Annotated in this window: 17 protein-coding genes and 1 pseudogene; 2 read left to right on the top strand and 16 right to left on the bottom strand. The window is 56.3% G+C overall.

The features are described from left to right. Positions 1-26: 26 nt before the first annotated feature. Positions 27-872 carry a DUF6387 family protein gene (locus tag AOY23_RS14800; protein ID WP_054179527.1) on the bottom strand — a complete coding sequence of 282 codons (846 nt, stop codon included), beginning with the start codon at positions 870-872 and terminating at the stop codon, positions 27-29. A 494-nt stretch (positions 873-1,366) separates the two neighbouring features. Here AOY23_RS14800 and AOY23_RS14795 point away from each other — a divergent pair, with 494 nt between their 5' ends. Beyond that, positions 1,367-1,882, top strand: a complete 516-nt coding sequence (locus AOY23_RS14795) for a hypothetical protein (RefSeq protein WP_054179526.1) — start codon at positions 1,367-1,369, stop codon at positions 1,880-1,882. Here the strand turns inward: AOY23_RS14795 and AOY23_RS14790 are convergent. From AOY23_RS14790 to nrfA, 9 genes and pseudogenes are all read right to left on the bottom strand, one after another. Continuing rightward, positions 1,851-3,512, bottom strand: a complete 1,662-nt coding sequence (locus AOY23_RS14790; RefSeq protein WP_054179525.1) for an ABC transporter permease — start codon at positions 3,510-3,512, stop codon at positions 1,851-1,853. The genes AOY23_RS14795 and AOY23_RS14790 overlap by 32 nt on opposite strands. A gap of 36 nt (positions 3,513-3,548) precedes the next feature. Then, complete coding sequence (locus AOY23_RS14785; protein ID WP_054179524.1) at positions 3,549-4,517, bottom strand: ABC transporter substrate-binding protein; 969 nt, start codon at positions 4,515-4,517, stop codon at positions 3,549-3,551. Continuing rightward, positions 4,514-5,224: an ABC transporter ATP-binding protein gene (locus AOY23_RS14780; RefSeq protein ID WP_054179523.1), complete on the bottom strand. Its 711-nt coding sequence runs from the start codon at positions 5,222-5,224 to the stop codon at positions 4,514-4,516. The genes AOY23_RS14785 and AOY23_RS14780 overlap by 4 nt, the downstream gene beginning before the upstream one ends. 117 nt (positions 5,225-5,341) lie before the next feature. Beyond that, entirely contained in the window at positions 5,342-5,986 is a 645-nt protein-coding gene (gene nrfG, locus AOY23_RS23155) for a heme lyase NrfEFG subunit NrfG (RefSeq protein ID WP_407830018.1), read from the bottom strand. A gap of 51 nt (positions 5,987-6,037) precedes the next feature. Continuing rightward, positions 6,038-8,261, bottom strand: a pseudogene (gene nrfF, locus AOY23_RS14770) (heme lyase NrfEFG subunit NrfF); the annotation flags it as partial. A 17-nt stretch (positions 8,262-8,278) separates the two neighbouring features. Beyond that, positions 8,279-9,235, bottom strand: coding sequence for a cytochrome c nitrite reductase subunit NrfD (gene nrfD / locus AOY23_RS14765; protein ID WP_054179520.1), 957 nt, complete (start codon positions 9,233-9,235; stop codon positions 8,279-8,281). Next, positions 9,232-9,903, bottom strand: a complete 672-nt coding sequence (gene nrfC, locus AOY23_RS14760) for a cytochrome c nitrite reductase Fe-S protein (RefSeq protein ID WP_054179519.1) — start codon at positions 9,901-9,903, stop codon at positions 9,232-9,234. Before nrfC ends, nrfD begins: the two co-directional genes overlap by 4 nt. Further along, a complete protein-coding gene (gene nrfB / locus AOY23_RS14755) occupies positions 9,900-10,466 on the bottom strand; it encodes a cytochrome c nitrite reductase pentaheme subunit (RefSeq protein ID WP_054179518.1) in 567 nt (188 codons plus the stop codon). The genes nrfC and nrfB overlap by 4 nt, the downstream gene beginning before the upstream one ends. Before the next feature lie 46 nt (positions 10,467-10,512). Next, complete coding sequence (gene nrfA, locus AOY23_RS14750; RefSeq protein WP_054179517.1) at positions 10,513-11,949, bottom strand: ammonia-forming nitrite reductase cytochrome c552 subunit; 1,437 nt, start codon at positions 11,947-11,949, stop codon at positions 10,513-10,515. A 509-nt stretch (positions 11,950-12,458) separates the two neighbouring features. Here nrfA and narP point away from each other — a divergent pair. Beyond that, positions 12,459-13,106, top strand: coding sequence for a nitrate/nitrite response regulator protein NarP (gene narP, locus AOY23_RS14745; RefSeq protein ID WP_054179516.1), 648 nt, complete (start codon positions 12,459-12,461; stop codon positions 13,104-13,106). Positions 13,107-13,122: 16 nt separating this feature from the next. Here the strand turns inward: narP and AOY23_RS14740 are convergent, their stop codons facing one another. The 6 genes from AOY23_RS14740 to AOY23_RS14715 are packed head-to-tail and all read right to left on the bottom strand — an operon-like array spanning position 13,123 to position 18,048. Next, a complete protein-coding gene (locus tag AOY23_RS14740; protein WP_054179515.1) occupies positions 13,123-14,163 on the bottom strand; it encodes a cytochrome c-type biogenesis protein CcmH in 1,041 nt (346 codons plus the stop codon). After that, positions 14,160-14,717 carry a thiol:disulfide interchange protein DsbE gene (gene dsbE, locus AOY23_RS14735; RefSeq protein ID WP_054179514.1) on the bottom strand — a complete coding sequence of 186 codons (558 nt, stop codon included), beginning with the start codon at positions 14,715-14,717 and terminating at the stop codon, positions 14,160-14,162. The genes AOY23_RS14740 and dsbE overlap by 4 nt, the downstream gene beginning before the upstream one ends. After that, the gene (locus AOY23_RS14730) at positions 14,707-16,629 is read right to left on the bottom strand and encodes a heme lyase CcmF/NrfE family subunit (RefSeq protein ID WP_054179513.1); all 1,923 of its coding nucleotides are present in this window, start codon (positions 16,627-16,629) and stop codon (positions 14,707-14,709) included. Before AOY23_RS14730 ends, dsbE begins: the two co-directional genes overlap by 11 nt. Then, a complete protein-coding gene (gene ccmE, locus AOY23_RS14725; protein WP_054179512.1) occupies positions 16,626-17,105 on the bottom strand; it encodes a cytochrome c maturation protein CcmE in 480 nt (159 codons plus the stop codon). The genes AOY23_RS14730 and ccmE overlap by 4 nt, the downstream gene beginning before the upstream one ends. Then, a complete protein-coding gene (gene ccmD, locus AOY23_RS14720) occupies positions 17,102-17,314 on the bottom strand; it encodes a heme exporter protein CcmD (RefSeq protein ID WP_152958562.1) in 213 nt (70 codons plus the stop codon). The genes ccmE and ccmD overlap by 4 nt, the downstream gene beginning before the upstream one ends. Beyond that, complete coding sequence (locus AOY23_RS14715) at positions 17,311-18,048, bottom strand: heme ABC transporter permease (RefSeq protein WP_054179511.1); 738 nt, start codon at positions 18,046-18,048, stop codon at positions 17,311-17,313. Before AOY23_RS14715 ends, ccmD begins: the two co-directional genes overlap by 4 nt. Positions 18,049-18,073: the final 25 nt, after the last annotated feature.

The following is an 18,073-nucleotide window of genomic DNA, read 5'->3' as shown; positions in this document are numbered from 1 at the left end:
CATAATGAAATGCAAGAGATTATACCTTAATCGGTTAACTTTAGCACATCAGAAACTCTCATTTCTTTCAAATGACTATTCTTGTTTATGAAGAAATGAAACTGCCTGATGAAATCTATCGTCGAAACTTTAAGAGCAAGAGGTCTGTCGGTATCTTTGATTTGATAATGTAACCTTGTTTCACTTTCATCATCGTCGTCTGTGTATAGTAATCGAGACAGCCTGTCATCAGCTATACGTACCTTTTTGATTTTTGCCCAGACGAGGATATCAAGCATCGGAATGATTCTGTAGTTGATAAGCTTCTTGATCGTTCCATATCCAAAACGAACCGACTCTAAAGGATTTTCTTCAATACCCTTTATTCTTCGCCACTGCGGAAGCGCTGCTTTGAGTGATTCAGCGATTTCCTCATCCGTACCACTAGATAGATCTATCTCAAACATAACCGTTCGGCTGAACTGATCAGGCATACTCTCTGAGACTGGTTTTTCTTCAAATTCTTTACTTACCGCATATTCATCACCACCATTCCAGAAAAACATTCCTCTCTGCATGGCGAGAATGCTCAGCCTGGCAATATCATCTGTCGTAGTCAGTAATAAATGTGGAGGCTGGAACAAACTGTTGGCAGGAGTCATGTACTCAAGGTTTTCTTCTTTCACCAAAAAGGGATTACCACTAAAAATTCTAACAAGATATTCCATAAAGGCTTTGCTCTCAAAATCCTCTCTGTCGCTTTTGAAGAACAGTGTCCTCGCCCATAGCTCATGGTAGAACCTTATCAATGTCAGCCCTTCGAATTTGCGGTAAGTATCGATATCAAGCCAAGACTTGATCTCTTTCGTATGTTCAGGAGACCAATTTTTCATAGGCGTACACTCCAACAAAAGACCATAATCTGTCAGTGTAGAACTTGTCAGACTCGCTCGATATATGCAAGTTCTAAGACTTTCTACATGCGGTTGAAAAGTCTTTATTTATTTGTTGGTATAAATGTTGGAATAAACATGAGTATCAATAAAATTTACTCATTAAATCATGAAGTTATTTATACTTTCGATTCCTGCAGGGGACGCCAGAAGCGCATTTTCTTTGTCTCTGTCTGTCGGTGCCATACGTTTGACGAGTGGCGGGCCTTTTTCGTTCTTATTTATTTTTTTCTCTTATTTCACATTTAAGAAACCTCACAATCCCGATAAGAATCAGAAAAAAAACCTCTCACATTAGTCATTATTCTTTATATAAAATTATTCCACAGCTTATTCTCTCATGAAAATAAGCCAAGAGCATTTCATTCGTTAGATAAATACCCGCATGATAAAATATTCTGAACCTACAATGTTATGCGAACAGAGTTTTATTTATGAAGAAAGTATCGAGCACATCAGGATTCAGACCGAAGAAAATTGCTATCGATGTTTCAGGTAACGATATCGTTCGTGGGATCTATTTGTGGGGTAAGAATCAACTCACAACATCGAAACACCGTATTAACGACGCCACCATTAAATTGTCAGGTGGTAGTGATGCCACGCTGTGGGGCTTTTTCAGCCTGAACCTGAATGAAGATACGACTCCGGTTCAATGGGATGCTGACACTATCGTTAATAACATCACCATCAAATCCGAAGGCGGTAAAGACGCATATATGCTCTATCAGGCTGATGCTAAATTTACCGGGGATGTCATTTTAGGTGACAAACTGTCTTATGACTCTGTCGCCGGTACGCTGTACTCTATTGCTGGCCGGTATGGCTCGACGCTGACCACCCTGGCGCTGAAAGACGCAACCCTTAACTTCATGCCTGCCAGCACGCTGACGACGTTGCCCGGCAACCTGATTTTTTTTACCGCTCCCCTCGCCCCCCGCGCTGCATAATGCCCAGCGCTGTCAGCATCAGAACCAGCCCTGTCACCAGCGTCAGCGTTGCCATCGCCATCCCCTGCCCGACCGAACCCTGTTCAAACTGTCGCCAGATAAATACCGACACCGTCTGCGTACCGGCAGGTGCCAGCAACAGTGAGGTCACCAGTTCGCGGGAGGCTATCGCAAACACCATTAACATGGCGGCGAGCATGGCGGGAAACACCAGCGGCAGCACGATAAAACGCAACGCCTGAAATGGCGAGGCGCCATGCACGCGCGCGGCGGGCTCCAGGCTACCGCCAAGCTGGCGCAGTGCGCTGCCGATGTAACGCACCGGCCACGGCAGCAACAGGCAACAATAAGAGAGCAGCAGAATAACCCAGCTGTTATAGGGCGAAATGGGCCAGAACGCGCGGTTCCAGAGCAGGATCAGCCCCACGCCAACCACAATACCGGGCAGCGCCGCCGGGATCAGTGACAGCGCGTCGATCACCGCATGCCCTTTTATCTTCTGCACCACCACCAGCCATGAGGCGAGCAGCCCCACCAGCCCGGTGATACAGGCGGCACCCAGCGCCAGCGACAGGCTGGTGCCTAACGCCGACAGCGCATCACCCTGCTGGCTGAACAGCGCCGCATAATGCGACCCGGTCATATTCTCCAGCGCCACGCCGCCTGACAGCGTCGACAACACGCCGGACAAGGCCATCGACGCGCCAGGCAACACGACCGCCAGCAACCCGACGACGGACATCAGAATGACCATCGGGATTGCCAGCAGACCCGGCTCCGCCCCACTGTTCTCCGTGGGCTTACCGGTAATGCTGGTGACGTCTTTATTGCCGGTCAGCGCGCGTTGCAGCCACCAGGCACAAAGCGCGATCACGACCAGCACCACGGAAAGCAACGACGCGCCGGAGAGATCGATGGGCCAGTCGGCGAGCTTTTTCTCAATGCCGGTGGTCAGCATCACCACGCCGGAACGCGTTCCCAGCGCCGCAGGAACGCCAAACTCTTCAATCGCCAGCGTAAAGGCGAGCAGCATTCCCGCCGCCAGCGCCGGAGAAACCATTGGTAGCGTGATATGCCAGAATGCCCGCCACGCGCTGGCGCCGTGGACGCGGGCGACCAGCGCCAGACGTTGCCCGCTGGCCAGCAGGCTGCGCGACACCGCGAAATAAACCACCGGGAAAATGTTCAGCGCCATCACCAGCACAATGCCGGTTTTGCTGAACAGCAGATCATTCAGGTCGAGACCGGTTAATTGCTCGAGATAACCTCTGCGCTGCAACACCAGCATCCAGGAGAGCGCCGCGATGTAGGGCGGCGTCAGGAACGGGATCAGAAAAAGCAGATCCCACAGTCGCGGGCATGGTAGCGTAAACAGCCCCCGCGCGACGCCCAGCGGAAAGCCAATCAACGCGCTGACCAGCGCCACGCCGAGCGCAATCTGTAAGGTTCCGCCGAGCATGCCCGGCAGTTGCGGCTCCGCCAGCAACGCGGAAACGCCACTGAACGCACGGGCAAACGACCCGGCGCTGAATTGCGGAAACACCGCCTGCAGCACAATAAACGACAGCGGGAGCGCCACCAGAACCACCAGCAGCGCCAGCGTCGTCGCAGAAAGGATTTTCTGTTTCACGGAGTAACCCTGAAAACGGGGTTGCCCCCGTTATCGTTATAAGGTGAAAAGCGCGCTGAAGCGTTTAAGAACGTCGCCGCGCTCGCTGGTGCCATCGCTCTTGGTCGGCAGGACATTCAGCTCATTGAACAGCGGGCGTTTGGCCGGGACATCACTGCGGGCAGGCATCAGCCAGGCGTCAGCCACCATGGTCTGGCCTTCCGGCGACAGCACATAGTCAACAAACGCTTTGGCATCATCGCTGTGCTGTGTGGATTTGAGGATCATCATCGGGCGCGGCGCAATGACCGTACCGCTGGCCGGGAAAATCACTTTCAGCGACTCGCCCTGGCTGATGTTGCCATAGGAGACATAATCCACCGCGCCAAAGACCGCTGCTTTCGCACCCTGCATCACCGGCGTCACCGCCTGCGCGTTCGGGCCACTCACCACCATGCCGTTCTTTTTCAGCGCATCGAACAGCGTCCAGGCTTTATCGCCCATACCGTTTTGCAGGCCAATCAGCAGATCCAGTGATGCGCCGGACAGCGACGGATCCGGCGTCGTGACTTTGTCTTTAAACGCCGCGGTGGTCAGATCCTGCCACTCTTTCGGCTCCGGCGTCCCGCTTTTGGTGTTCCATACGATGCCCAGCGCCGATACGCCCTGGGCGACGTAATCCACTGATTTCAGTTGCGCCGGAACCTTGTCAGCATTGGCGCTCTGATACGGCAGCAGCCAGCCGCGGTTATGCAGATCTTCCGCGGTATCCACAGAGGCGGAAATCAGAATATCGGCCTGCGGATTGGCCTGCTCGGCCTCCAGACGCGCCATCACTTTGCCGGTGGTCGCCTGGAAAATATTGACCTTCACGCCGGTTTTTTTCTCAAACCCGGTCGCCAGATTTTTCGCCAGCGAGCCAGGACCCGCCGTGTACACGGTCAGCGCCTGGGCGCTGGACATCATGACGGAAGACAACACCATCGCTAACAGCACTCCTTTTTTCACGGACATTACGGTTTTCATGCGAACTCCCCTGAGGATGAAGTAACAAGACGGTCAACAGCGACGCTGCCAGCCGATAAATGCACAATCCGGTCAGCGAGAATTTCCGCTTCCCGGCGGTCATGAGTGACATAGACGGCAGTGGTGCCGAGCTGGCGCAGTAATCCGGCCATCTCGAGACACAGCGATTCACGAAGTTCACTGTCGAGATTCGAGAGCGGTTCATCGAACAGCAGCACGCGGGGTTCGGCAACGATGGCGCGTGCCAGCGCCACACGCTGCTGCTGACCGCCGGATAACCCTGACGGTTTACGATCGAGGAATTCAGCCAGCCCGACCCGCGTCAGCGCCTGCGCCACGCGTGCGTCTCGTTCGTGGCGCGGAACATTGCGCATCTTCAGAGGAAACGCCACGTTCTGAGCGACAGTCATGTGCGGCCACAGCGCGTAATCCTGGAAAACCATGCCGATATCGCGCGCTTCGGGCGGCAACGACCACCCCGCTTTAGCGACCAGACGTTCACCAAAATGGATTTCACCGGCTTCGGGAGGCGTCAGTCCGGCCAGCAGACGCAACAGCGTGCTTTTGCCGCAACCTGACGGGCCAAGCAGCGCGACAACGCTACCGGCATCTATGTGCAGATCGATATCATGCAAAACGCGGTGCTGACCAAAGGCATAGGAGACGCCTTTGAGATCAATGGCAGTGAACACCAGGGGAGCCAACATATTGTTATCCTCTTTGGGATTTAATGACCGCCACTGTAGGCTGCGTTTATGACGGTGCAATGACAGCGTGGTTATGCCCTGATTTCAGAAGATTTTTGATAAGGAAACGCGGGGAAGTTATTGCTGCTGGTTTTTGAGCATGGTCGCCAGATTGATGGCTTCAATCAGTTTAGCCCGGTCGATGCGCGGACTGTTGGCATCCAGCAACTGCTGCCAGAGGGCGATCGCCTGTTTGTAGTCGGCGGTCATGAACGCGTCGGAAGCCAGTAACATCAGCGCGGTGACTTCACCGGCATCCAGCGCCAGCGCATGGTCGATCATCTTGCGGGTCTCAGGCGTGATGTTCTGCCCTGCCTGATAGTAAAGCACCGTCGCCATCGCCGCGTAGAGTTCCGCATTTTCACCGCGCAGGGCCAGCGCCCGCTGATAGGCCAGCAAAGCGTTGTCAAACGCATTGCGATAAAGGTAATACTCGCCAAGCGTCGCCCACAGAGCACTGTCCTGCGGCGTGGCGCGAATTTTGTCCTGCAGGGCGATGAGCTGTTTTTCGGGCTCTCGTTCGGTGGCAAATGCGCGCAGTGGATCGGCAAGACGCTGCTGTTCGGCCATCACGGCAGCCGGTCGCGATGACAGCCCGTAGACCGTCAGGCACGCCAGCATCACCAGCACCGCGGCGGCACGCAGCAGACGTACCGGCACCGGACTATGCGTCGCCTGAGTCGCCTGAGATCCCCGCAGATCCTGTTGCAGTTCGTGAGCCAGCGTGTCGCCCACCGTGCCCGGTAACGCCCGGGCAGCCTTGCGGAAAATACCGCCCAGCAACAGGATCAACAGCACCGGCAGGCCCCATAAGATCCACGTCTGCGGTTTTAACGGCGGGCTGTAGAGGACAAAATCGCCGTAGCGCTGCGTCATCCAGCGGGTGATCTCCGCTTCGCTCTTCCCTTCCGCCACCATGGTAAACACCTGATGACGCATGCTGACCGCCACCGGCGCGTTGGATTCCAGTAAGTTCTGGTTCTGACATTGTGGGCAGCGGAGCTGACGGGCAATGCTGAGCGACGTCTCCTGCTGTTGCGCGCTGGCAAACGTCCAGGTATCGACAATCTGCGCCTGCGCGACGCCTGCCATCCACAGCGCTAACAGAAAGAGGAAAACTCTAATCATGGCATCGTCTCCCGCGCCAGCCGCTCAACAGCGCACCCGCGATCATCAGCAGACCACCGCCCCAGATCCAGCGGATGCCCGTCTGCACATAAAAGCGCATGGCAAAACGATTCTCTCCGGTTTTTTCGCCGATCACCACATACCGGTCATGCAGCAAATCCCAGTTGATGGATGGCTCAACCATCTGCTGACGACGTGCGGAATAGTAGCGGCGTTCCGGGGTCAACGTGCCGAGACGTTTATCATTCCGGTAAATGTCGATAAACGCTTTTTCGGTGGTGTAATTTTCCTTCGCCAGTTGTTCCAGCCGTTCGAAACGGAACGTATAACCGGCCAGCGTCACGCTCTGCTTCAGGGCGAGATTGACGCTGATTTCCTGGCGGCTGCCGCTGGAGAAGATAATGCCTGCCGCGACTAACAGCACGCCGGTATGTGCCAGCAGCGCGGGCAACTGGCGCTTCAGCAGGGACAGGGGTTGCCACCACAGCGACGCCATCACCCCGGCAACCAGCCCACAGGGCAGCGCCACCCGCATCCCCAGTGAACTGCAAAGCGCGACCGCCGCCAGCGCAATAATGATAATACCCGCCCTGCGACGCCAGTTGCCATGCGGTGAACGTTTCCAGAAACCACCGGCGGCCAGGCCGAGCGTTAACAGCATCAGCAGGCCAAACGGCAGCGTGGCGAGGTTAAAATAGGGGGCGCCGACGGAGAGTCTTCCGCCACCGGCCAGGCCATAAAGCATTGGGTAGAGCGTGCCGATCAGCACAATCAGCAGCACTGCGGCGAAAAGCAGCAACGACGCCAGAAGAAAGGTTTCCCGCGACCAGGCGGTATAGCGCGCCGCCGGGCGCTCCATCCGCGCCCGCCAGCCATACAGCAACAGCGAGCCCAGGCTTAACAGCGCGAACAGCGCAAAAAGCGGCACCGCGCGCACGTTATCCAGCGCGAACGCATGCACCGACACCAGGATCCCCGAGCGGACGATGAGCGTGCCAAGCAGCGACAGGATCAGGGTCAGTATCGCCAGCAGCAACGACCAGTGGCGGTAAATTCCCCGCTGACGCGACGCAAACAAGCTGTGCAACAGTGCGCTCGCTGACAGCCACGGCATCAGCGAGGCATTTTCTACCGGATCCCAGAACCACCAGCCGCCCCAGCCCAGCTCGCAATACGCCCACCATGATCCGAGCAGAATACCGAGCGTCAGCGCGCACCAGCCAGGTAACGCCCAGCGCCAGCAGACCCAGGCGACCGCCGCGCTGAATCCGCCACGCAGCAACGATGCCAGCGCCACGGCAGCAGCCACCGTCAACCCGCCATAGCCGAGATAGAGCAGCGGCGGATGCAGGATCAGCCCGATATGTTGCAGCATCGGGTTGAGGTCGCGCCCTTCCACGGCAGGCGGAAACAAACGAACGAAAGGATCGGACCAGAGGACGACAAACAGCAACAGCGACGCGGTCAGCACCGACAGGAGCGCCAGCGTCCATGCGAACAGCGGATCGGTTTGTTGCCGGTAGCGCCAGGCGAACAGCGCGCTCCAGCCGGAAAAGAAGAAAATCCACAGCAACAGGGAGCCTTCATGGCCGCCCCACACGGCAGCGATTTTAAGCCCCAGAGGCAACAAACGGTGGCTATGTTGAGCAACATAGACCACCGTGAAGTTATCGCTGATGAAACTCTGAACCAGTATCGCAAATGCCAGCAGCAGGAACGCAAACTGTAACCACACCCCGACGACCGCCAGGCGCGTGATCCCCTGCCAGCGCTGGCGAACACCCGTAAGCGTCGCCAGCGGGGTCAGCAGGCTGGCCCCGAGGCTAAGCAGTAATGCCAGAAAACCCGCTTCGGGTACAAACAGTTCCAGAAATCACCTTGCCGGGCTTACGCCACTGTTAACTGTCCTGCATAAAGAATGTAGAAGCGCAGCAGCAGAACGCCTGTCAGACTGGCGCCGCTGACAATGAGCGCGCCCACAAACGCAGAATCGCGCGTCGCCCACCGCTTCAGCAACAACGGTATTACCAGACCAATCCCCGCCACGCCAATCCAGAACCACCAGGTCCAGAACCCGCCGCCCAGCGCGGCGACCAGCGCCCGCATTTTGCCGTCATCGCCGAGCGCCAGCCCGACGAAAAACGCCGCCAGCAGGAAGACTTCCAGCCAGAACACCGGTTTTTCGACGCGGTGAAGAAAGTGGACTTCCGTACTGTGCGGGTTATTGCGGTGACGAAACGCCATCGCAATCAACGCCACTGCCGCCCCCGAGGAGATGCCAGAAAACAGGAACAGCACCGGCAGCACCGGGTTATTCAGGAACGGATAGGACTTGAGCGCCGACAACAGAAAACCGGTATAGGCGCCCAGCAGCACGGCCAGCACCAGCATGACCGTTTCCAGCGGTCGTTGAATGGCCGTCAGCAGTTTCAGCACCTTCTCAACAAACGTCAGGCGCGGGAAATGCTTGCGTTGCAGCGCGACCACCTCGTGGTCAAAAATTTCCGCCAGCCAGAGGATCAGCACGGCCATGTAGGCCTGAAACAGCAGTACCCCCATCGACATCACCGACGTCAGGCTGTAGTTGAACATCAGTTTCCAGAATGTCCACGGCCGCGCCAGATGGAAGATGAGGATCACCAGACCAAGAATAATGGTGGCTGGGGCTATGAAGAGCGTGGTGCGCATCAGCGAACTTTCTGCGGTGCCCTCGGAAGGATGAAAACGGCGCAGAAGCACAGCCAGCGTCACCAGCCCGGCGGAAATACCGATCAGGAACAGGTAAATCGCGATCGGCCAGTCCCAGACCAGCGACTCAAAATGGAAAGCAGAAGCGGGGGTCATTGGCTCACCTCTCCATATTTAAACGGTACGCGATAGACTTTCGGCTTCGTTCCCAACGCCAGCTTGAAGCGGTAGGTTGCTTTTTGCTGCAACAGGCGAGAGATCTCGCTGTTGGGATCGTCCAGATTGCCAAAGGTGAGCGCTTTCGTCGGACAGGCTTCCACACAGGCAGGCAGTTTCCCCTGTCTGAGATTGGTCTTCCGGCAAAAATCGCATTTATCCGCCGTCTTGCTGACCGGGTGGATAAAGCGAACGCGGTACGGACACGCAGCGATACAGTACTGGCAACCCACGCAAAGGTCTGGATTCACGTCCACGATACCATTTGCCGCATCACGGTAAGAGGCGCCGGTCGGGCACACATCTACGCAAGGCGCAAGATCGCAGTGCTGGCACGAATGGCGGAAAAACCGATATTTCACGTCCGGGAATTCGCCAATCGGCTCACTGCGAATAATGGTCAGCCGCGATACGCCTTCCGGGACGTTATTCACCTCCCGGCAGGCATCCATACACGCGGTACAGCCGATGCACAACGCCTCGTCGTGGATCATGCCGTAACGCACTCCGTTAAACTTCAGCGTTTTTGCCACAATCTGCCCCGCCGCCCCGCTGATCGCAATCAGCGCGCCCATACGGGTGATTAGCTGGCGACGTGAGCAACTCATGGCCGCTCCTTAAACAGGGGCACTGACGCCGGATTAAAGTGCGGATTGGTACGCTGATCGCTGTGGCAATCGACGCACAATTTAATCCGCCCTTTATCATCCAACGCCCGCATCTTGTCCTGTTGTGGATGCAACTGGTGGCAACTGGCGCAGGCCACTTTTGTCTCATGGACATCGTGAGGCCAGAACGCTTCCTGTAACTTCTCCGGTAAATGGCAGGACATGCAGACGCTATTCTGCTGCTCTACCGTGTACATCGGATCATTGAAACGCATGACATCTTTCACACCTTCACGGTGTTTCGGCGATGGCTTACCGTGGCAGTTGGTACAGGTTACGGGCAGTTTATTAGCCGGGTTAATGACAGACGCATGTTTGCCGTGCATCCCCTCAGTATTGGGTTTGTGACAGTCAAGACATGCGGCGTCCGGATTGCGCTGCTGGGTCACCGTCCAGCGCTGGTCAGGATCCTGTGGCGCTGGCGTTTCGGACATTCCGGAAAGGCTCCATAACAGGCCTGACGCCAGCACCCCGGCAGTTAATAACGAACGTAGTACGCTCATATTCACTCCATTGATCAATCCGCCCCGCAAGGGGCGGAGATGGGGGTTATTGGCTTAACAGACCGTTTTTACGCGCCTGCTCTTCCCATTGCGGAACAACCGTTTTCAGGAAGTCCTCTTTTTCAGCTTTGATCTGCTGCATGTTCAGGCCAACCGCTGCCTGGGCTTTCTCTTTGGTGGAGATATCCGGCATAGGGATTTCATGGGTGATGCCCATGGTGGCCAGCAGACGAACCAGTTTGGTACGTGCGTCAGCGGCTTTATCCAGCGCGCCACCGAGCATACGCAGCCCTTCGTCTGGCGCGTGCATGTGGATACCGTGAGACGCGATAGCCAGGTCCCAGCGCCACTGCGCATGACGGATATCCGCCAGAATCGGCTTCATGTCTGCTTCTTTCGCGCCCGCATCCCATGCGGCTTTCGCTTCAAAGTGAGCACGGACTATCTGATCTTCCACTTTCAGTTTCAGCACGCGAATCGCTTCTTTACGCTCGGCAACAATGCCCTGCAGCGTGGCTTTATCCTGGGTATGGCAGTTCACGCAGGTCTGCTCGAAGTTATCGAACGGATTGCCGATTTTGTGGCTGGTGTAAGTTTTGCCTTCGGCGTTCTGCACTTTCGGCATGTGACAGTCGATACAGGTCACATTGTTTTTGCCGTGGATGCCAACGGTCCAGGTTTCATACTCCGGGTGTTGCGCTTTCAGCATCGGGGTTCTCGACAGCGGGTTTACCCAGTCAGCAAAGGTAATGGCGTCGTAGTACTTCTCCATGTCCTCGACTTTCATGCCGTCATCCCACGGGAATTTCACGGCTTTGTTTGCGCCATCAAAGTGATATTCAACGTGGCACTGGGCACACACCATCGATTGCTGATCGAAGCGGCTGGCTTTCTCAAACGGCTTGCCGATGGTTTCCATCGCGCGAGCGGCATACGGACGCGACAGCGTCAACGCCGGTTTACCCTGCGCAAAGTCAGGGGACGCGGTGTTGTGGCAGTCGGCACAGCCCAGGTTATTGACGATTTCCGGGCCGCCGCGCGCCCATTTGCCATGGAAGTAACCGTCTTCGCCATCTTTCTGGATCAGACGCGCCACATCCGGGCTCTTACAGCTCCAGCAGGCCATTGGCAGCGGGCCATCTTCTGCGTTTTTCGGCGCACCGGTACGCAGCGTTTCACGTACGTCGGTGACGGCGTACGCATGGCCGCGAGGTTTGTTATAGTCGCGGGAGAAGGGATACCCCGCCCAGAGAATGACCAGTCGCGGATCTTCCGCCAGCGCGTCAACGCGATCTGACTGTTCGCTAGTGGCTTTCCAGGACTGGTACTGATCAGGGTTTTTCGAGGCGAAGGTTTCATTCTTTGCCTCAATGGGTGCAGATTTCGCGGGTGCAGCCGTCGGTTCAGCGTTAGCGCTAAAGATAAAACAGAGGGGGAGAATCAAGCTGAAAATACGGCGTGCGCTTATTTTTATCCTTGCCATAGGGGCCTCGTCCAGATTACGCCACCGGGATAAATGGCAGCTCTGTTATTTTTCTTCCATGACAGCAACCGCACAAAAACCGTCATGACATTGCTCATTTCTATCTGTAACAAAAAACCACAACAATAATGTTGTTTTTAATCAAATGTAAATGCATGTTAAATACACCTTAAGGGTTAGATCGCTGCACTGAAATCAATAAACCCGCAAACCCTTTGTTGGTACTTTTTATAAACTTAACTTAACCATTTGTTATTAATAGAATTTATGTTTTCTGCTTTTTCTCTGCGAAAAACGATGGGTTAGCTTGCTGAAATCACACAGACACTATTTCTCTAAATTCTTATTTTTGCGACATAGCATTAACATTGAGTCCTTTTCCCTTATTGACCCTGGCATAAATAAGGTAATATTTGATCTCTTCGCGAAAGTGCGAATCTGGAAAATCACACACGCAATAACAATAATGAATAATACCCTTGGGGTACTTTATCGCCATGGAGTCTGTTATGCCCGGGACCACCTCTTTTCAGGTGATGATTGTGGACGACCACCCTCTGATGAGACGAGGGATCCGTCAGTTACTGGAACTCGACAGTGTTTTTAACGTTGTTGCTGAAGCGGGCGACGGTCAGACGGCCATCGAGCTTGCGAACCAGAACGATCTCGATCTGATCCTCCTTGACCTCAATATGGGAAGAATGAGCGGGCTGGATACGCTCAGAGCGCTGCGCCGTGATGGTGTAACAGCGCGAATCGTTATTCTTACCGTTTCCGATGCGGCAAGCGACATCTACGCCATGATTGACGCGGGCGCTGATGGTTATTTACTGAAAGACGGTGAGCCGGAAGAGTTGCTGGACTCTATCCGTAACAGCGCCAACGGCGGCGATGCGTTTAGCGAACGCGTATTCGCGTATCTGCAGGAGCGTGAGAGCGCAGGCGGAGCAAACGATCCGTTCAGCGTGCTGACCGAACGTGAGCTGGATGTGTTACATGAACTGGCGCGCGGCCTGTCGAATAAACAGATTGCGTCGGTGCTGGATATCTCCGAACAGACGGTGAAAGTGCATATCCGCAACCTGCTGCGCAAACTGAACGTGCGTTCCAGGGTTGCCGCGACGATCCTGTTCCTGCAAACGCGCGGCATTCAGTAGTTCTTCCGGCACGCGTTTAGCTGCCTCCCCGTTGTTGCAGTGCCTGTGCGATGCTGCGTTCAATGATGGCGCGGCGCTGATCGCCAGCAGGTAACAGCTTCAGCATCAGTTGCCATGACGAAATCGCTTCATCGTAACGCTGTTCTTCAAACGCATTAAAGGCATACAGGCTGAGCACCCGTACATCCGCATGATTGGTTTTCACCAGCGCGCGAAGCAACTCGCCGCCGCGGCGGTTGTCATTGCTGTCCGGCGAGCGGATCAGCACCTGGGCGTAGCCCACAGCCACTTCGCTGTTGGTGGGCGCGAGCGCATAAGCGCGCCCCCACGCATCTGTCGCCGTGCTGGCATTATCCAGTACCATCCCGATACGTCCCAGCATCATCCAGCCATCAACGTTATTGGGTTTGTCCTGTAATTGCGTACGCAGCCCCAGCGCCAGACGCGACATCTCCTCGACATTGAGCGGTTTCGCTTTTTGATCAAGCACGCGATCCATCAGTTCATCGGTCTGCGCTGTCGCCAGATGCCAGATGCGCACTTTCTCATAGCCGCCAACCTGGTAGTAAGCCCAGCCACTGAGCCCCAGCGCCACCACCACGCCCGGCACCAGCAGCCACAAATTCAGCGGCGCCGCAGCGGACGGTTGTGGCACGATATCGTCTTTCGCTTTCAGTACCCGGTGTCGCGTACGGGCAAAAATCACCCAACCGCCCGCCAGCACCGCAACAGCGGGGATCAACCACAGCAGCACCGTCAGCGGCGTGAGCGGTGGATCATAGGTGACGAAATTGCCGTAGCGCGCCACCATGTAATCGATCACTTCCTGCTTGCTCTTCCCTTCCTGCATCAGTTCATACACCTTCTGACGCATGTCAACGGAGATCATGGAATTGGAGTCAGCAATGCTGTTGTTCTGGCATTTCGGGCAACGCAGCTCGGCGGTCAGTTGCCGGAACTGTTGCTCCTGCGCTTCATCGCGAAACGTCATCACGTCAGTCGCGGCAAAGGAGACTACGGAAAACAGCATCAGCAGGCTGAACAGTAACGCTCTCATGATTTCGCCTCCTGGCTGTAGCGATCCCACAGCGGTTTCACTTCCTGCTCCCAGACGTTCATATTCATATCACCGGCGTGGCGATAGCGAATAATCCCTTTGCCATCAATCAGAAAGGTTTCAGGCGCGCCATAGACGCCGAGATCCAGCCCCAGCATGCCGTCACCATCAAACAGGCTTAACGCATACGGATTGCCCAGATCTTTCAGCCAGGTCATCGCTTTCGCCCGGTCATCTTTATAGTTCATGCCCACCACGCGCACGCCCTGCGCGGCAAGCTGGTTGAGGAACTGATGTTCCGCACGGCAGGTCGGGCACCAGGTCGCCCAGACGTTCAGCAGCACCGGTTTGCCCTGCGTCAGCACTGCCGCGTCATACACTTTCCCCGGCTCGTCCAGCGATTCAAGACGAAACGCCGGTACCGGTTTGCCAATCAGCGCGGATTCGAGATTAGTGGGGGTATCGCCCTCGGCATTGCGCGCCAGCTGCCACAACAGCGCTGCGGCAATCGCCAGGAAAATGAAAAAAGGGATCAGCAGAACATTACGCTTCATGTGGCCTCCTGCGATAACGCGGGTCGAACAGACAGCACAGGCCACCTAACGACATCAGAATACCGCCCGCCCAGATCCAGCGGATGAACGGTTTGTAATAGAGGCGAACCGCCCACGCGCCGTTATCCAGTTCTTCACCCAGCGCAGCGTACAGATCACGCGTCACACCGCCATCAATCGCGGCTTCCGTCATCATCATGCTGCTGGTGTTATAAAAGCGTTTTTCGGCATGCAGCGTCGCTTCAGGCTTGCCGTTACGAGTGACGTCGATGATCCCCGCGCCGCCGCGCCAGTTCGGGCCGGTACGCTCTTCCACCTGACGGAAAATAAAGCGGTAGTTGTGAATATCGACCGAATCACCTGCTTTCATGCGCACGTCACGTTCCACGCTGTAATTCTGGCTGAACGCGATACCGACCACAGTCACCGCCAGTCCGATATGCCCGAGCACCATGCCGCAATAGCTGGCGGTCAGTTTGTTGCCCTTCTTCAGGCGCAGGACGACTTCCGCGAAAACCAGCACCAGCACCCAGCCAGCCATCGCCAGACCGGCCACCGTCATCGCTATGATGTGATCCTGTAACAGCAACGGCAGCAGCAATGACAGCGCCAGCGTCGACACCAGCGCCAGCAGGAACAGTTTTTTGTATCGGCCGGGGCGATCGCGTCCCCAGCGGATCAGCGGCCCGATGCCCAGCAGCAGCGCAAACGGCGCCATCAGCGCGCTGAATAACGTATTAAAGAACGGCTCGCCGACAGAGATACTGCCGAGCCCCAGTTGCTTGTGCACCAGCGGCAGCAACGTACCCAGCAACACCACCAGCATCGCGGCTACCAGCAGGACGTTATTGGCCAGCAGCATAGACTCGCGGGACCACAGCGCGTTATTCACCCGTGACCGCACGCGATGGCCTCTGACCGCGAACAGCAATAAGGAACCGCCGATCACCAGCACCATAAAGGCCAGAATGAACATGCCGCGCGCCGGATCGGAGGCAAACGCGTGAACGGAGACCAGCACCCCGGAACGCACCAGGAAAGTGCCGAGCAGACAGAGCGAAAACGCGGTGATCGCCAGCAGCAGCGTCCAGGCTTTAAAGCTGGCGCGCTGTTCCGTAACCGCCAGCGAGTGCATCAACGCGGTGCCCACCAGCCACGGCATAAACGAGGCGTTTTCGACCGGGTCCCAGAACCACCAGCCGCCCCAGCCCAGCTCGTAATACGCCCAGGCGGAGCCCAGCACGATGCCCAGCGTCAGAAATATCCACGCCGCCAGTGTCCAGGGGCGAGAAAAGCGTGCGTAAACGCTGTCGAGACGACCGCTCAACAGCGAGGCAATGGCAAAAGCAAACGCCACCGAGAACCCGACATAGCCCATATACAGCAACGGCGGATGGAAAATCAGCCCCGGATCCTGCAACAGCGGGTTGAGATCACGCCCCTCTATCGGGAATTCCGGCAGAGTGCGATTAAACGGGTTGGAGGTGAACAGGATAAAGACCAGAAAGCCGACACTCACCATGCCCATCACCGCCAGCACCCGCGCGACGATATCGAGCGGGATCGCGCGGCTGAAGATGGCGACAGCGAACGTCCAGCCGCTCATCAGCAGCACCCACAGCAACAGCGAGCCTTCATGCGCGCCCCAGGTCGCCGCGACGCGATACCAGACCGGCAGTTGCGTGTTGGAGTTGCTGGCGACATACAGGACGGTGAAATCATTGACCACAAAGGCGTGGATCAGAATGGCAAAGGCGCCACAGACCACAATAAACAACAGCCAGGCGAGCGGACGCGCCATCGCCATCAGGCGCGTGTCGCCTCTTGCCACACCCAACAGTGGATAGCCGGAGAGCAAAAGCGCCAGGCCGAGCGCCAGACACAGCAACGCATTGCCGACTTCAGGCATCATGAGGCGTTTTCCTTGTAGAAACTGGCAGGACGGCGATGGTTGTCCTGCATCGCTTTTTCCACTTCTGGCGGTGTGTAGTTTTCGTCATGCTTCGCCAGCACCTCTTTCGCCACCACGCTGTCGCCTTTTTGCAGTTCACCCTGCACCACAACGCCCTGCCCTTCACGGAACAGATCCGGCAGAATGCCTTCGTAGCTGACGTTGATTTCCGCTTCCGCGTCATAAACCGTAAAGGTGACTTTCAGCGAGCCCGGATCACGCTTCACGCTGCCCGGCAGCACCATGCCGCCGACGCGCAGGCGCTGCCCCACTTCCGGCAACTGATGCGTCTCGCGCTTGCCGTAGACGATTTCGCCCGGCGTGTAGAACAGGTCGATATTCGAACGCAGGGCGTAAAGCACCAGCGTTGCCGTCAGGGCTAACCCCGCCAGCACGGCGAGCGCTAACCACAGACGGTTTTTACGACGAATATTCATGCAAGCTCCTTCTGCATCTTCGCGGCACGCATGCGCGCTTCCCTTTCCTGCTGTTTCTGCAATCCACGCAGAATGGCGCGATGCTGCGCCCAGCTATGGAAACAGAGCGCCAGCAGGGGAAAAACGGTAAAACAGACGGCCAGCCAGACGTAAAAGCCGTAACCGCCCATGGCAAAAAAATCAGACCAGGATGCAAATGCGCTGTTCACAGGCGACCTCGCTTAGCGATAAGCTCGCTGACCCACGGGCGACGGCGCTCCTGTAGCAAAATCAGGGTACGCATTCGCATCAGGGTAAGGGTGACGAAAAGAAGCAGGAAACCCACGATTGACCAGCGCAGCGGCGTGCGCATCAACGGGGAAATACTTTGCTGCAAGCGGGTGGAACCCTGATGCAGCGTGTTCCACCACTCCACGGAGTAGTGAATAATCGGCAGATTGACGACGCCAATCAGCACCAGGATCCCGACCGCGCGCCCGGCAATTTTGCGATCTTCAAAGGCATACCACAGCGCGATGGCGCCGACGTAGAGAAACAATAACACCAGCTCAGAGGTCAGGCGGGCGTCCCATACCCACCAGGTGCCCCACATGGGTTTACCCCAGGTGGAGCCGGTGACCAGCGCGATAAAGGTGAACACGGCACCAACCGGGGCCATCGCCGCGACGGCAAGGTTGGCCATTTTCATTTGCCACACCAGACCGATAAACGCTGCGATCGCCATGGAGGCGTAAATGCCCATCGACCAGATAGCCGCCGGGACGTGCAGATAAATAATGCGGTAACTTTGTCCCTGCTGATAATCCGAGGGCGCGAAACCGAATCCCCAGATCCAGCCTGTCAGCAGAACCAGCAGGCTGGCCATCGCGAACCAGGGGATAAGCCGACTGCAGAGCCGATAGAGCCGGGGCGGTATCGCCAGTTGATGAAGTTGTTTCCACATAGTTGTCACCGATCCTTTCGCATCC

This window comes from Trabulsiella odontotermitis (genome assembly GCF_001297775.1).
GTDB lineage: Bacteria > Pseudomonadota > Gammaproteobacteria > Enterobacterales > Enterobacteriaceae > Trabulsiella > Trabulsiella odontotermitis.
The sequence above is the reverse complement of the archived record's forward strand: the minus strand, read 5'-3'. Positions and strand labels throughout refer to the sequence as shown.